The 13,819-nt window shown below is 37.7% G+C and carries 19 protein-coding genes and 2 pseudogenes; 18 read left to right on the plus strand and 3 right to left on the minus strand.

Translation table 11 applies throughout. The features are described from left to right. Window positions 1–214: 214 nt before the first annotated feature. Both DYY67_RS11845 and DYY67_RS02485 read right to left on the minus strand, forming a co-directional pair. Window positions 215–370, minus strand: coding sequence for an SHOCT domain-containing protein (locus DYY67_RS11845; protein ID WP_166390914.1), 156 nt, complete (start codon window positions 368–370; stop codon window positions 215–217). A gap of 360 nt (window positions 371–730) precedes the next feature. Then, entirely contained in the window at window positions 731–928 is a 198-nt protein-coding gene (locus tag DYY67_RS02485; RefSeq protein WP_166390491.1) for a hypothetical protein, read from the minus strand. Between the two features lie 346 nt (window positions 929–1,274). On the opposite strand from DYY67_RS02485, the gene DYY67_RS02490 reads away from it, so the two are divergent. The 10 genes and pseudogenes from DYY67_RS02490 (at window position 1,275) to ilvD (ending at window position 7,712) form a co-directional block, all read left to right on the plus strand. Continuing rightward, complete coding sequence (locus DYY67_RS02490) at window positions 1,275–1,670, plus strand: FAD-dependent oxidoreductase (protein WP_166390493.1); 396 nt, start codon at window positions 1,275–1,277, stop codon at window positions 1,668–1,670. A gap of 170 nt (window positions 1,671–1,840) precedes the next feature. Next, entirely contained in the window at window positions 1,841–2,248 is a 408-nt protein-coding gene (locus DYY67_RS11850) for an FAD-dependent oxidoreductase (protein WP_445082571.1), read from the plus strand. A 128-nt stretch (window positions 2,249–2,376) separates the two neighbouring features. Continuing rightward, window positions 2,377–2,712 (plus strand): hypothetical protein, encoded by a 336-nt coding sequence (locus DYY67_RS02500; RefSeq protein WP_166390495.1) that lies wholly within the window; start codon window positions 2,377–2,379, stop codon window positions 2,710–2,712. 320 nt (window positions 2,713–3,032) lie between these two features. Beyond that, window positions 3,033–3,275 (plus strand): hypothetical protein, encoded by a 243-nt coding sequence (locus DYY67_RS02505; RefSeq protein ID WP_166390497.1) that lies wholly within the window; start codon window positions 3,033–3,035, stop codon window positions 3,273–3,275. After that, the gene (locus DYY67_RS02510) at window positions 3,262–3,825 is read left to right on the plus strand and encodes a hypothetical protein (RefSeq protein WP_166390499.1); all 564 of its coding nucleotides are present in this window, start codon (window positions 3,262–3,264) and stop codon (window positions 3,823–3,825) included. The genes DYY67_RS02505 and DYY67_RS02510 overlap by 14 nt, the downstream gene beginning before the upstream one ends. Beyond that, the gene (locus tag DYY67_RS02515) at window positions 3,818–4,090 is read left to right on the plus strand and encodes a hypothetical protein (protein ID WP_166390501.1); all 273 of its coding nucleotides are present in this window, start codon (window positions 3,818–3,820) and stop codon (window positions 4,088–4,090) included. The genes DYY67_RS02510 and DYY67_RS02515 overlap by 8 nt, the downstream gene beginning before the upstream one ends. Before the next feature lie 349 nt (window positions 4,091–4,439). Continuing rightward, window positions 4,440–4,985, plus strand: coding sequence for a PAS domain-containing protein (locus DYY67_RS02520; RefSeq protein WP_166390503.1), 546 nt, complete (start codon window positions 4,440–4,442; stop codon window positions 4,983–4,985). Further along, complete coding sequence (locus DYY67_RS11855) at window positions 4,954–5,094, plus strand: PAS domain-containing protein (RefSeq protein ID WP_166390505.1); 141 nt, start codon at window positions 4,954–4,956, stop codon at window positions 5,092–5,094. Before DYY67_RS02520 ends, DYY67_RS11855 begins: the two co-directional genes overlap by 32 nt. Further along, entirely contained in the window at window positions 5,079–5,939 is an 861-nt protein-coding gene (locus DYY67_RS02530; protein WP_166390507.1) for a two-component system sensor histidine kinase NtrB, read from the plus strand. The genes DYY67_RS11855 and DYY67_RS02530 overlap by 16 nt, the downstream gene beginning before the upstream one ends. A 94-nt stretch (window positions 5,940–6,033) precedes the next feature. Then, window positions 6,034–7,712 (plus strand): annotated as a pseudogene (gene ilvD / locus DYY67_RS02535) (dihydroxy-acid dehydratase). A gap of 16 nt (window positions 7,713–7,728) precedes the next feature. On the opposite strand, the gene DYY67_RS02540 reads toward ilvD, so the two are convergent. Then, window positions 7,729–7,947, minus strand: coding sequence for a hypothetical protein (locus DYY67_RS02540; protein ID WP_166390509.1), 219 nt, complete (start codon window positions 7,945–7,947; stop codon window positions 7,729–7,731). 168 nt (window positions 7,948–8,115) lie between these two features. On the opposite strand from DYY67_RS02540, the gene DYY67_RS11435 reads away from it, so the two are divergent. The 8 genes and pseudogenes from DYY67_RS11435 (at window position 8,116) to trpA (ending at window position 13,802) form a co-directional block, all read left to right on the plus strand. Then, a complete protein-coding gene (locus DYY67_RS11435; protein WP_320415924.1) occupies window positions 8,116–8,394 on the plus strand; it encodes a hypothetical protein in 279 nt (92 codons plus the stop codon). After that, a complete protein-coding gene (locus tag DYY67_RS11440; RefSeq protein ID WP_320415925.1) occupies window positions 8,378–8,932 on the plus strand; it encodes a chorismate-binding protein in 555 nt (184 codons plus the stop codon). The genes DYY67_RS11435 and DYY67_RS11440 overlap by 17 nt, the downstream gene beginning before the upstream one ends. Beyond that, window positions 8,925–9,413, plus strand: a complete 489-nt coding sequence (locus DYY67_RS11445) for an anthranilate synthase component I family protein (RefSeq protein WP_320415926.1) — start codon at window positions 8,925–8,927, stop codon at window positions 9,411–9,413. Before DYY67_RS11440 ends, DYY67_RS11445 begins: the two co-directional genes overlap by 8 nt. Continuing rightward, window positions 9,410–9,999, plus strand: a pseudogene (locus DYY67_RS02550) (anthranilate synthase component II). Before DYY67_RS11445 ends, DYY67_RS02550 begins: the two are co-directional and overlap by 4 nt. Beyond that, entirely contained in the window at window positions 9,996–10,919 is a 924-nt protein-coding gene (trpD, locus tag DYY67_RS02555; protein WP_320415927.1) for an anthranilate phosphoribosyltransferase, read from the plus strand. Before DYY67_RS02550 ends, trpD begins: the two are co-directional and overlap by 4 nt. A 129-nt stretch (window positions 10,920–11,048) precedes the next feature. Beyond that, on the plus strand, window positions 11,049–11,816 hold the full coding sequence (locus DYY67_RS02560; protein ID WP_166390511.1) for an indole-3-glycerol phosphate synthase TrpC: 768 nt from the start codon (window positions 11,049–11,051) through the stop codon (window positions 11,814–11,816). Continuing rightward, window positions 11,813–13,015, plus strand: a complete 1,203-nt coding sequence (gene trpB, locus DYY67_RS02565) for a tryptophan synthase subunit beta (RefSeq protein ID WP_166390513.1) — start codon at window positions 11,813–11,815, stop codon at window positions 13,013–13,015. The genes DYY67_RS02560 and trpB overlap by 4 nt, the downstream gene beginning before the upstream one ends. Continuing rightward, complete coding sequence (trpA, locus tag DYY67_RS02570; RefSeq protein WP_166390515.1) at window positions 12,996–13,802, plus strand: tryptophan synthase subunit alpha; 807 nt, start codon at window positions 12,996–12,998, stop codon at window positions 13,800–13,802. The genes trpB and trpA overlap by 20 nt, the downstream gene beginning before the upstream one ends. Window positions 13,803–13,819 lie beyond the last annotated feature (17 nt).

Genomic DNA, 13,819 nt, shown 5'->3' on the forward strand with positions numbered 1-13,819 from the left:
ATTAACTGACAAGTGTTTTACATTTCCTGACAAGCGTACATTTTGTACAGATGACAAATACAGTCTCAAGTTCTTTGTAAACCACCATCAACTCCAAGACATTAGTAATTATGTCATAAAACAAAACTGATCGAGTCCTCATATCATACGGCAATGAGAACTCTACTCAGATATCTAACCAGTTAGCACAATTAGATTCTTTCACGCTCGTACCTTAAGGTTCACTTAGAGCATCTTTTAGTACCTTAAATTCCTCAATTGTAATCTCGCCTTTAGCCAATCTGTTTTTTAGAATACCTAGTGCATAATTTCCTCGAGTTTCATCCCCCTGTGTATAGCGATGTAGATTCAGAACTTGACAGTTCCAGATTTAGAAGCGTCTTACTTTTTTACGATACAAGATAAATCCTACTATACCTGCTCCAGCAAATAGCCATAACAGGATAAAGAATATTTTTAAAATCATAACTGGGTTGAGATGGTTCTGAATCCGAGAATGCAGGATTGATTTTGGTCAAGGCCATAGTGTCGTTAACAGATATGCTTTCACGCAATGCCAATTCATGTTGATTAAAAGTCTGCGATATTGGGTTACTTTCATTAGGATTCTGGGAGAATTGTGTGTTGTTTTGAGTTACAGGAGTTTGATGGACTATTGGCGAGCCATTAGGAGAGAAATCAAAAAGTATAGGTCTTTTTACCAGATTCGTCACCAACAAATGCTGTTGCATCATATGTTCCTGCAAGTGAGAACTGGGTCGTGATCGTCTGTGTTGATAGTTATCTGAAAACTTCCATCAGGTTTAGAGACAGTACCAGTAATCAAGACGAGTTTACCATTAGGATCATGTATTACAAGATTTACTGCTTTTTGTGAGTCTGTTGCATCTACAGTACCTGTAAAATACACATTCATATCTATCAGCATATAATGTCCTATCAGTTTGTAATGATATTACTTCAGCATATGCTGGAATAACAGTCAATGAGAATAGACCTAACGTATCAATAACAACACTATATGCCGCATCATCATCCTTCCAATAACAAAAATTATTAAAAATAGGTAGAATTGTGAAGAAGTGTTAATTAAATTAGAAATAATTGACCAATTTAGTACAAGTCAAAAAGTACCCTCTTGTAAACAAATTCTAGGTAGTTTGTTCACCTCAGTAAAGCTATAGATTTAGTGACTTTTGCAATATAGTTTGAAAATAGAAATGTGGTTAATTCAATTACAGTCTTTATACCTAGGCACCAAGTGATATAAGAAAATGATACGTAAATTTAGTTCAAGATCACCACGTAAAACAAAGATCCTAATACTTGGAGGAGGTTTTGCAGGCAGCAATGTGTTGCGAGAGATTCAGAACAAATTTGGCAATAACGCAGAAATAACTTTGATCAGTCAAGATAATTTTTTCCTCTTCACACCAATGCTGCCCGAAATTTCTTCTGGCATGCTCCATCCAAGCGACATCTCAACTCCAATCAGAACTTTTTGTAAGACAGCAACCTTTTGCCACGCAAGAATTCTTTCAATTGATCTAGAAAATAAAGCAGTATCAGTAATCAGAATATTTGACCAGAAAGAAACTATGCTTGAGTATGATTATCTAATTCTTGCAATGGGAAGCAAAGATAACTTTTTTGGAAATGTGAAACATTGAAGAATTCGCGTTTACAATCAAGACATTAGAAGACGCCATCGCAATTAGAAATCACATAATCAGTGTACTAGAATGTGCAGATCAGGAGAGAGACAAAATACTTCAGGAGCAATTACTGCGATTTGTTGTGGTAGGGAGGAGGATTTGCTGGAATAGAAATTGCGACAGAGATCAATCATTTCCTACATGATGCAGTAAGAAACTTTTACAAAAATATCGATTCAAAGAATATACGCGTAATAATAGTCTCAGCAAGAAATGGAATTCTGCCAGAGGTTGGAGAAGAACTTGGCGAGTTTGCGTTACAGTATGTACGAAAGTCAGGAATTGAGGTAATAACAAACACAAAAGCAGTTGATGCAGGAGAAGATCATGTCTTACTCAGCGATAACACAATTATACCATGTGCAACTTTGGTGTGGGCAGGAGGAGTCATAGTAGATCCCCTAATATCTTCACTCAAGTGTGAACATGGAGGCTCTGGCAGGGTAGTAGTTGACCAGCTATCTCAGACTCAAAGAATATCCCAACATATTTGCGCTTGGAGATTGTGCACATTTGATAGATCCTCGCAATGACACTGTATATCCAACTACAGCGCAAATCGCAATAAGACAAGCAAAAATGGTATCAGAAAACCTAGCAGCGGAAATAAAAGGTCACGAAGATGCAATGAAAATGTTCGATTATAAAAACAAAGGGAGTCATGGCCACAATTGGGAAATGTACCGGAGTAGCATTAATCAATGGAAGAAAAGTATACGGATTTCGTGCTTGGCTCTTGTGGAGATTATTTTATTGGTCGCACCTACCCACAAATGAGAAGAAGGTAAAAGTTGCCTTTGACTGGTTACTGCATTCCATATTTCGAGCAGATATCATGACGGTAGGATTCATCAAGAAAAAAACGCTAACAAGACTTGAACCCCCATGTATTCCATATTGGAAAGAAGCCAGGAGGAATCTTCTGAAAACTTATCTTATCTATAAGGTAAAAGGCAAGTATTTTAAAAAGGATTTGAGTACAAGTACAGAAATATGATGAGCATAGGATTTTGGTCCAGTAAACATCTTAACATGTTTTACAACATGACTGCTGAAACTGGATAAACTTTCAAAATGTCTGGTTATGAATGATTTTCTTATTTAAAATGGCAAAGTACAAAACGTGCCACCGATTTTAAGAAATCAGATTGAAAAATAAGTCGACATCAAAATTGTGGATTTTCATTCCTTTCATGTCATTCATTATTTGCATTTTATTCATTTCACTATATCATTCCATATGCAAATGCACAATCCAACCAAAATGTAATTATTTCATCTGGTACAACCAGCTCACCAATTCAGTTTGACAAAAAGGTGTTTTCTTGGACAGATCGTGTTAACATTACAGTATATGCACCAGATTTCAATTCTGATCCAAACCTGATTGACACCATAGGCGACACACAGGATGACAAGGTGAATGTCTGTACTACGGGACATTGTATACCATACAAACTAGTTGAAACAGGGGTCAATACAGGCATTTTTTCTGGATACATTGATCTTACCGGCGACCCAAGTCAAAAAGGATCAGGAGGAATAGATGGGAAATGGTGAGAACCCATCAGGTATCATGTCTACATGCAACTCCATCTGCGGTCCCACCGATGGCATGATTCCAAGCACAGGAAACGACGGAATATCAGTCTCGTTTGAATATTCTCGAGACCAGACAGTAACAGGCTCTGCACTTATTCGATGGCACATGGGAGAAATCCAGTGGTTACAATCAAACTATCCATCAAATGGCCAAGGAATACTACAAATTATTGACCCCGACATGAGTTTGAATCCAGGCACAATAAGCAAGTTTGATACAAGTGTCTGGTCAGATTCTGATTCTGGAGGCACCAAGATCACCATGACCGAAACAAGTGCTGGATCAGGCATTTTTCAAGGAACAGTAAACTTTGTCACGCAATACCCTTCTTCTGGAAACAGACTACATGTATCTGATGGAGATACTGTTACAGGAGAATATATCGACAGGACGTTGCCTTCTCCATATTCTTCAACTGCATCAATCACAATTACTTTCAACCACTACAGTTGGCACAATTCTACCTCCACTAGAAAGAGTTCCTGTCAGCAATGCAAGAATGATTGATTCTACTGGAAAGACTCTTGACAAGGTAATGACCGGTCAACAGGTACAAATCGTATCAGATGTCACAAACAAAGTAAACAAAGATCAGTCATTTGCATATCTTGTGCAAATTCAAGACAGCAATGGAATCACGCTTTCCCTATCATGGATAACTGGTTCATTACTACCTGATCAAAACATGAGCTTGAGTCCAATCATGGATACCAAAAACATCTGGAACTTATACTGCTCAGATATTTGTGTGGCAAGGAGTAACAAATCCTGATGCATTATCTCCTACCATTGATACTACAGATTCCTGCATCATAGCACAGATTATAATTATTCTACATGTATACGTGTCAAATATTTTTAGGGTTTTAGAAACATAATAAAATATTCGCTAACACACGTAAAATGAGGACAAGCTTGTTTAGATCGAAAACAACATAATTGATTATAACATATATCAGAGACAAATGCATGGAATATAACTTCAAATTTTTACATGTTCATGGGAAAAAAACGGTTTACCAGGTCATGAAATAATGATAGATATGGAATCACATACACAATACAGTGCTGAGAAAACTAAGGAATATGAAAATTTTATTGAAAAAAATCTTGATGCACTAATGGAACGTTACAGTAGTGTCGAACAGAAATATCGAAGTTTGTATGACAATTCTCCTGATCTTTTACGCACAATAAATTTGGACGGAGTCATAATAGACTGCAATCAAACCTACGCAAAAAAATTGGGATATGCAAGAGGAGAAATTATCGGTGCATCCATATTTGAACATGTGACAGAAAATAGTTTAGATGCATTAAAAGAATCATTTAGGATTTGGAAGACAAATGGAAACGTTCTGGACAGAGAGATTTGGCTTAAAAGAAAAGACGATACTATTTTTCCTACATTACTTAGTGCCACTAACCTTTATGACACAGATGGGAAACTGATTGGAAGTAATACAACTATCAAAGATATTTCTGAAATTCACAATGCCCAAAAGCGACTGGTGGAGCATGAGAAGATTTTGCAAGAGCAATATGAACAGATTCGCACCTCAAATGAAATTCTATTGGAGACAGAATTAAGATATAGGAGTCTTTACGAACATTCTCCCGACCTTTTGCGTACAATTGACACTAGATGGACGAATTTTAGATTGTAATAAGACTTATGCTAAAAAACTGGGTTATTCAAAAGAAGAAATCCTTGGAAAATCAATATTTTTCCATACTGCTGATCAGAAGTATCGCATGAAATGCAGGATGCTCTAAAAAAATGGAGAGAGACAGGCATAATAATAAACCGAGAGATTTGGCTTAAAAGAAAAGACGATACTATTTTTCCTACATTACTTAGTGCCACTAACCTTTATGACAAAAATGGTGACCTCATCGAACGCATAGCAGCCCTAAGAGACATGACAGAAATGTACATTGCAAGAGAAGAAATAGAACAACAAAAAGTAAAGCGGATCAGCGACATGGGAGTACTTTCAGCTCGTATTGCGCATGACCTTAAGAATCCATTATCAGTTATTAAAAATAGCATAGAATTGATGAAGATGAGAACCAACAATCAAGATGATAAAACAAGAGTAGATCTTGAGAGAATAGAAAGAGCCACTGTTAGAATATCTCATCAAATAGAAGAGGTACTAGAATATGTTTGGCCTAAACCTTTGGATCTTCATGATAGTTCGTTGCTTGATATTTTGAATGTAGCCATATCAAAAATTAATTTACAACAGGTTGCAATAGATCTTCCAAAAACAGATACAAACGCAATCTGTGATGCATCCAAATTAGAGATAGTTTTTTCAAATTTGATAATGAATGCAGTTCAGGCTATGAATGGAATAGGGAATATAGACATAAGAATAAAAAATGAAGAAAAAACAACAACTATTGAAATAGAAGATACTGGTCCTGGAATCCCACAAGACCTATTGCCAAAAATATTTGAACCATTATTTACAACAAGACAGATAGGAACTGGTTTGGGACTGGTAAGTTGTAAGAGTATCATTGAAAAACATGGCGGCACAATAACATCGCAGACTCAAATAAACAAAGGTACAACATTCATCATTGAATTACCAAAAATTTGCAACAACTAAAGATTTCGGCTAGTTCAAGAAATTCAGTAAAAATCAACTTACTAATTCTTGAGAAGGCTAAAATTATACTATCGTATGAGAGTATTGTTATCTAATGGAAATATCAAGCCGAAATGTAGTTGAAGGTCCTTCAAGAGCTCCTCACAGAGCCATGTACAAGGCCACTGGATTAACAGATAGTGATCTTGAAAAACCATTTGTAGGCGTATCGCATACAGGCAATGAAGCCACTCCGTGCAACATTCACCTTGGCAGATTAGCTCTACATGCAAAGGCAGGAGTTCAAGAATCCGGTGGAACTCCCCGAGAGTTTTCTACAATCGCAGTGAGTGATGGAATAGCCATGGGTCACGAAGGTATGAAATCATCTCGCTGGTCAGTAGAGAAGTCATAGCTGATTCTATCGAATTAATGGTCAGAGCACATCAATATGACGGCCTTGTGGGAATAGCAGGCTGCGATAAGAGCTTGCCAGGTTCAATGATGGCAATGGCACGATTAAACATCCCATCAGTTTTCGTTTATGGCGGAACCATAATGCCAGGGATGTATGAAGGAAAACAGGTTACTATTCAAGATGTGTACGAAGCAGTGGGAGCATATGATGCAGGTCAGTTAACTCTTGAGGCACTCAAGAATTTGGAAAATGTCGCTTGTCCAAATGCTGGTTCTTGCGGAGGCATGTATACAGCAAATACCATGGCATCAATCAGCGAAGCCATAGGACTTGCATTACCAGGAAGTGCATCTCCTCCTGCAGAAGATCCCAGAAGGGAAAAATTTGTTTATCAGAGCGGTAAAGCAGTGATGAATTTACTCGAAAACGGGATAAGACCAAAAGATATTCTCACCTACGAGGCATTTGAAAACGCAATAACTATTGCAAATGCCATAGGCGGCTCTACAAATGCAGTGTTGCATCTTCTGGCGTTATCTAGAGAAATTGGCGTAAACCTGACTCTTGAAGATTTTGAAAAAGTAAGAAAACGAACACCGCATATTGCAGACATGAGACCAGGAGGATTTTACGTTATGTTAGATCTTGACAAAATAGGTGGCATACCACTAGTAATGAAGAATTTGCAGAAAAAAAACCTTTTAAATGAAAACACGTTAACTGTGACAGGAAAGACCTTAAAACAGAATTTGGATTCAATGCAACTCTCGTTTGGCGAGAATCAAAAAGTTCTCAAGTCCATAGAAACACCAATTCACGATGTGGGGACTCTAACAATATTAAGAGGAACTCTTGCTCCAGAAGGCGCAGTTGTAAAAGTAGCTGGAATGCATACAACAGAATTCAAAGGCAAAGCTAGAGTATTTGATAGAGAAGAAGACGCATTTGACGCAATATCAAAACGCGAGATTAAAGAAAACGATGTAGTAGTAATTAGATATGAAGGTCCAAAGGGTGGTCCGGGCATGCGAGAGATGCTCGGGGTCACAGCAGCTCTAGTTGGACAAAAGTTAGGCGAAAAGGTAGCTCTTGTCACAGATGGAAGATTCTCAGGTGCCACACGCGGTTTAATGATAGGACATGTTTCGCCAGAAGCGGCAGTAGGTGGAACGATCGCACTAGTAAACGACGGCGACGAAATTAGAATAAATATAGAAAAAAATAGTATCGACCTAATGGTGCCTGAAACTGATCTTGTTGAAAGAAGAAAACGGTGGAGCCCAAGAAAGCCAAATTACGAAAAAGGCGCATTAGCAAAATTTGCCTCGCTTGTCACTTCTGCATCTGAAGGAGCAATAACAAAGCCCAAGTGGTAGCCTTAGAATCTGATTTTCAGTCATCTTTTGGAAGATGGTATTGGCAGAAGAATCTCATTTTTTGTCCCACCTGTTTTGCAGTTACAGAGGTGCCTTCCTCCAAGCCCTTATCACAAATGGTGCATGTTGCTTCTTTTACAGTTGATTTTACTGACGCTCTTCTTTTAGAGAAATACAAGTCTTGGAAGAGCAAGGTTTTACGCCCATCTACGTGCGGAACTAGTATCTGAGACATGCATTATAGATCGTCTCGATCGCATATAAAGGTACCGTACCATACCGTAATTATTCGTTAAAATGACTTAATTTTAAATATAGTCAAAAACTGGAGGGTCTGTATGGGTGGCCACATTTGGGCATTCAAACCTTAAGATAGTACCCCTAGATTATTCTGGCTCCCAATTTGATCTGTATAATAAAATTTCAAGAAAATTTCGATTATTCTTTCCTCTTTGAATCATTAACTGGACCAGAAGAACTTGCAGAAACTTCAATCATGGGATTTGACCCTCCAATTGTAGCAAAGTGTTTTGCAGATAGAGTGATACTACATTACAAAAACGGCACGTCAACTGTGATTGAAACAAAAGATCCGTTATCTGAAATCAAAAAACTCCTCTATCAAGTTTCTGATCAGAAATACCGATACGTTGGAGGCGCAGTGGGTGCTATTCAATTATGATGCAATACGATTGTGGGAAAAAATTCCAAATTCGCATGACGAAAATAGCTCGCCCATAATGGAATTTGGAATATACAATGATGGAATTCTCTATGATAACAAACAAAAAAAGTCATTTTATTTCTATTATGATACAAATAGAATAAACAGCCTAGATTACGACAATACTGACTTTGATACATTTTCTTTATCTGAGATCAAAGAAAATATGGATAAAGAGTATTTTGAGAAAATGGTAAAGAAAGCAAAACAGTACATACATGATGGTGACATTTTTCAAGTTGTACTTTCAAAAAAATTCAATTTCAATGCAAGTGGGGATCTTCTAAGAGTCTACAAATCACTCAGACAAATCAATCCTTCACCATATCTTTACCACATAAAGCTGGGCAATAGAACAATGATAGGTTCAAGTCCAGAGATGTTGTTACGTGTAACTGGAAACACCGTTGAAACATTTCCCATAGCTGGAACAAGACCTATTACAAATGATGAAAAGAAAAACGAATTCATGAAAGAGGAATTATTACATGGATGAAAAAGAATTGGCTGAACACACCATGTTAGTAGACCTAGGGCGTAATGATATTGGACGAGTTTGTAGGTATGGTTCTGTGTATGTCAAAGAGTTGATGGCAGTGAAGAGATTCAGCCACGTACAGCACATCGTGACTCATGTAGTAGGCACGCTTGACAAAAAATACGATGTGTTTGACGCTATCAAGGCAGTATTTCCAGCAGGAACCGTATCTGGCGCTCCCAAAATTCGCGCCATGGAAATAATAGATGAATTAGAACCAGATGCAAGAGGACCTTACGCTGGAGCAGTAGGATACTTTTCTTTTAATGGATGCTGTGATTTTGCAATTGCAATAAGAACAATTTTCATAGATGGAGAACAAGGATTTGTGCAGACAGGAGCAGGGATTGTTTCAGATTCAGTGGCGGAAAACGAATGGATGGAAACTCAACACAAAGCAAATGCCATGATATCAGCATTGAAGGAGGCGACTAAATGAAATTTTTAATTATTGATAATTATGATTCGTTTGTGTACAACATAGCCCAACTATTAGGTGAGTTAGGGGTCAATTCAGATGTAATTAGGAAATGACAGGATAACATTAGATGAAATTAAAAAAGGAAATTATGATGCCATAATTATCTCGCCTGGACCAGGAACACCTGAAGATGAAAAATATTTTGGCATTTGTACCAAGAGTGATAAAAGAACTAGGCCCCACAAAACCAATTCTTGGAGTTTGTCTAGGTCATCAAGGGATAATACACGCATTTGGAGGCAAGGTAGTAAATGCTGGAAATGTCAGACATGGAAAAACTAGCTCGGTCAAACATTATGAATCACCATTATTTGAAGGAGTTCAGAATCCATTTAGAGCTACAAGATACCATTCCCTAGTTGGAGACAAGACAGTAATCCCAGACGAACTTAAAGTGACGGCAATTGCACAAGATGACACTGAGATAATGGCCATAAGTCACAAGAAATACCTCATAGAAGGAGTTCAATTCCATCCTGAATCCATCATGACAGGCGAAGGCAAGAAGATCCTAAGTAATTTCATAAAGTTGATTAAAAAATGATTTTAGAAACAACAATAAAACTTTCAGATAGTAAAGATCTCAGCTATGACGAAATGCGGGACACCATGAATGAGATACTGATGGGTAAGACATCGATTCAAGATACAACAAATTTTCTCAAGAACCTTACTATAAAAGGCGAATCCAATGATGAGCTTTTAGCAATGCTTGACACGATGCAAAAGCACGCAATACACATAGAACCAAAATGCAATGGAAGAATAATTGATGTATGTGGTACAGGCGGTGACAAATTGAGCACGTTTAATGTCTCAACGACTGCGTCATTTGTTATTGCTGCAGGCGGTGGAAAGGTAGCAAAGCATGGAAACCGATCAACTTCAGGCATAAGCGGCAGTGCTGACATATTCGAATACTTCGGATATGATTTGAACATGGAACCAAACAAGATCAAAAACATAATTGAGAGATTCAACATTGGATTTATGTTTGCACAGAAATTTCATCCAGCTATGAAAAATGTTGCAGAAGCAAGAAAGATTCTAGGAACAAGAACTGCTTTTAATTTACTTGGGCCCTTGAGCAATCCTGCACAGGTCAAAAATCAGCTAGTCGGCGTATTCGCACCTGTCTACCTGCAACGAATCATAACGCTACTACAGTCACGCGGTGCAGAGAATGTAATGACAGTGATTTCGGATGACGGATTAGATGAATTATCTATCACTTCAAAAAATTACATTCATCATTTAAAAAATAACGAAGTTCATAATTTTGTGCTAGAACCTTCAGAAATGGGGTTGACAAAAGCTAGTCTCAGCGACATTCAGATACATACCAAAGATGAAGCAATCAGATCATTTGTTTCAGTTTTAAACGGCACTGGAAAAAAATCAATGATAGAAGTCACAGCATTGAATGCTGCAGCTGGATTTGATGGTATGCGGCATTTCAGATAAATTCGATGAGGCATTAGAAATTGCATTAGATACAATACATAGTGGAAAAGCATTTGATCTCTTTAGAAATTTTATCAAATATTGTGGCGATATTAGCAAATTGGAGGAGTTTGAGAACAATTGAAAGACATGCTAGAGAAACTTGTAGAAAACTCACAGAAGGCAATCAACGATGAAGTTTACAACATAGAGCACAGACTAGTAAAATCTGATAAGAATATCATAGATGAGATTAGAAAAAATGCACATGCATCACTCATAACCGAAGTAAAATTTTCATCACCATCACTTGGGAACATACGACCAGTTTCAGATCCTGTAATAATTGCAAAAACAATGATAGCGGGTGGTGCCATGGGACTTTCTGTTTTAACCCAACCTTATCTCTTTCACGGATCCCCACAATATTTTGCTAAAATCCGTCAACATGTTAGTGCTCCCCTGTTGATGAAAGACATAGTAGTAGACAAAGTGCAGATTGATGCGGCAGAGAGATTAGGTGCCGATATTGTTCTTTTAATCCAGTCAGTTTTTGACAAAAAGTTTGCAAGAGAAATAGACGAGTTTGTGGATTATGCACACAAAAAGAATCTTCTTGTACTAATAGAATCCCATACAAAAAATGAATTTCTAGATTCTGCTAGAACACATGCAGATTTGCTTGGAATAAACAATAGAAATCTAGACACATTGGAAATAGATCTAAAGACAACAGAGTCAATTCTCAAAGACCATCGAAGTGACGACAGAATAATCATATCTGAGAGCGGCATAGAAACCCCTCATGACATCAGATTTCTTAGTAAGCATGGCGCCAATGCCTTTCTTGTTGGTAGTAGTATCATGAAGAGTAAAGATATCAAGGGATTAGTTTCAAGTTTGGTGTTAGCAATATGAAATTAGAGTACCCAAAAAACGGTAAATTTGGAGAATTTGGCGGTCGATTCATACCTGAAACCCTGGTTCCAGCAGTAGAAGAACTGGAACAGGCATATCTGAAATTCAAAGACGATAAAGACTTCAAACAAGAACTAGACTACTATTTACGAGAATATGCCGGAAGACCTACCCCACTTTACCTTGCTAAAAACCTCTCAGAATTTGTCGGGGGTGCTAAAATATACCTAAAAAGAGAAGATCTCCTACACGGAGGAGCCCACAAGATCAACAACACCCTAGGACAGGGACTGTTAGCAAAAAGAATGAAGAAGAAGAGAATCATTGCAGAGACAGGAGCAGGTCAACATGGCGTAGCAACTGCCATGGCATGTGCAACTCTTGGATTACAATCTGAAGTATACATGGGATACAAAGATACGCAGCGACAAAAATTGAATGTTTTTAGAATGAAACTTTTGGGTTCTGCTGTACATCCAGTAAAAGAAGGAACCCAGACACTCAAAGATGCAATCAATGAAGCAATACGAGATTGGATTACAAATGTAAAGACTACATACTATCTTTTAGGATCAGCTGTTGGACCTCATCCGTATCCAGTCATGGTTAGAGATTTTCAAGCAGTCATAGGAAATGAAATATTATCACAAATGAAGGATCTTGAAAAGAAGTCTCCCGACTCGGTAGTTGCTTGCGTAGGAGGAGGATCAAATGCAATTGGAACATTTTATCCACTTATTGACGAAGACACCAATATGTTTGGTGTAGAAGCTGGGGGAGACGGCATTACAACAGACCATCACTCTGCAACACTTGCTGCAGGATCAAAAGGAGTTCTTCATGGCATGCTGACATATCTTCTTCAAGATAGATATGGACAGATACAAGACACGCATAGCATAGCTGCGGGATTAGATTACCCTGGAGTAGGACCTGAACATTCGTATCTAAAGGATTCAAAAAGAGTAACATACGATGCGGTAAGCGACGATGATGCCATACATGCGTTCTTGATGCTTTCAAAACATGAGGGAATCATACCAGCATTAGAATCATCACATGCAGTAGCATATGCAATGAAATTAGCAAAAAAGATGTCAAAGAGTGAGACTATTGTAGTTACCTTGTCAGGACGTGGTGACAAGGATGTTGAAGTTGTGGAAAAATATTTGAGTGAAAATGTCAAGAATTCAAGATAAATTCTCAGAGCTCAAATCCAAGAATCAAAAGGCGTTCATAGCCTATGCCATGGCAGGCTATCCTGATGACAAGGAAACAATATCGACAGTGAAAAGTTTGGTGAAAGGAGGAGCCGACATTATTGAACTTGGCCTACCTTTCTCAGACCCGTTAGCAGATGGCCCAGTCATACAGAATGCAAGCTTTCGCGCATTACAGAAAGGAATGAATTTTGATAGATTTGTAAATCTGGTAAAAAAGATTCGAAAAGAAATTAGCGTACCGCTTGTCTTGATGACATATACCAATCTGGTATACAGTCATGGATATGACAAGTTTATTTCAACTGTAAAAAAAGCTGGAATTGACGGATTGATATTACCAGACATGTCCATTGAAGAATCAGACCATTATCTTGACGTTGTTCGAAAAAACAACATGGATGCCATTTTCCTCATATCCCCCAATACCTCAGAAGAGAGAATAAAGAGAATTTCCAACATATCATCAGGTTTTGTATATTTGGTTTCAGTATACGGTACAACAGGAGCACAACAACAATTTCAGCAATATACACTAGATGCCATAAAAAATGCAAAGAAGACACTAGGTGGTAAAATACCCCTAGGAGTAGGTTTTGGGGTAAACAATGCAGAACAGGCAAAACTAATTTTACAAACAGGTGCAGATGCCATAATTGTAGCAAGTGCATTTTTGCGTTTAATTGAAAAAACTCCTAAGACAAAGATCCAGGCAAAAATAACCACGTTTGCAAAAAGTCTGAAAAAAACAACGATCTCAGAATAAGAAATAAAAATACCATC

The sequence above is a fragment of the Candidatus Nitrosotalea sp. TS genome, assembly GCF_011319465.1.
In the GTDB taxonomy this organism is placed as follows: Archaea; Thermoproteota; Nitrososphaeria; order Nitrososphaerales; family Nitrosopumilaceae; genus Nitrosotalea.

What these genes read in the sequence shown, in the direction of transcription:
- DYY67_RS02485 (WP_166390491.1), bottom strand. Translation starts at nt 928, where the DNA reads ATGCTGATAGATATGAATGTGTATTTTACAGGTACTGTAGATGCAACA.
- DYY67_RS02490 (WP_166390493.1), top strand. Translation starts at nt 1,275, where the DNA reads ATGATACGTAAATTTAGTTCAAGATCACCACGTAAAACAAAGATCCTA.
- DYY67_RS02500 (WP_166390495.1), top strand. Translation starts at nt 2,377, where the DNA reads ATGGCCACAATTGGGAAATGTACCGGAGTAGCATTAATCAATGGAAGA.
- DYY67_RS02510 (WP_166390499.1), top strand. Translation starts at nt 3,262, where the DNA reads ATGGGAAATGGTGAGAACCCATCAGGTATCATGTCTACATGCAACTCC.
- DYY67_RS02515 (WP_166390501.1), top strand. Translation starts at nt 3,818, where the DNA reads ATGATTGATTCTACTGGAAAGACTCTTGACAAGGTAATGACCGGTCAA.
- DYY67_RS02520 (WP_166390503.1), top strand. Translation starts at nt 4,440, where the DNA reads ATGGAACGTTACAGTAGTGTCGAACAGAAATATCGAAGTTTGTATGAC.
- DYY67_RS02530 (WP_166390507.1), top strand. Translation starts at nt 5,079, where the DNA reads ATGCAGGATGCTCTAAAAAAATGGAGAGAGACAGGCATAATAATAAAC.
- DYY67_RS02540 (WP_166390509.1), bottom strand. Translation starts at nt 7,947, where the DNA reads ATGTCTCAGATACTAGTTCCGCACGTAGATGGGCGTAAAACCTTGCTC.
- DYY67_RS11445 (WP_320415926.1), top strand. Translation starts at nt 8,925, where the DNA reads ATGGATGAAAAAGAATTGGCTGAACACACCATGTTAGTAGACCTAGGG.
- trpD (WP_320415927.1), top strand. Translation starts at nt 9,996, where the DNA reads ATGATTTTAGAAACAACAATAAAACTTTCAGATAGTAAAGATCTCAGC.
- DYY67_RS02560 (WP_166390511.1), top strand. Translation starts at nt 11,049, where the DNA reads ATGCTAGAGAAACTTGTAGAAAACTCACAGAAGGCAATCAACGATGAA.
- trpB (WP_166390513.1), top strand. Translation starts at nt 11,813, where the DNA reads ATGAAATTAGAGTACCCAAAAAACGGTAAATTTGGAGAATTTGGCGGT.
- trpA (WP_166390515.1), top strand. Translation starts at nt 12,996, where the DNA reads ATGTCAAGAATTCAAGATAAATTCTCAGAGCTCAAATCCAAGAATCAA.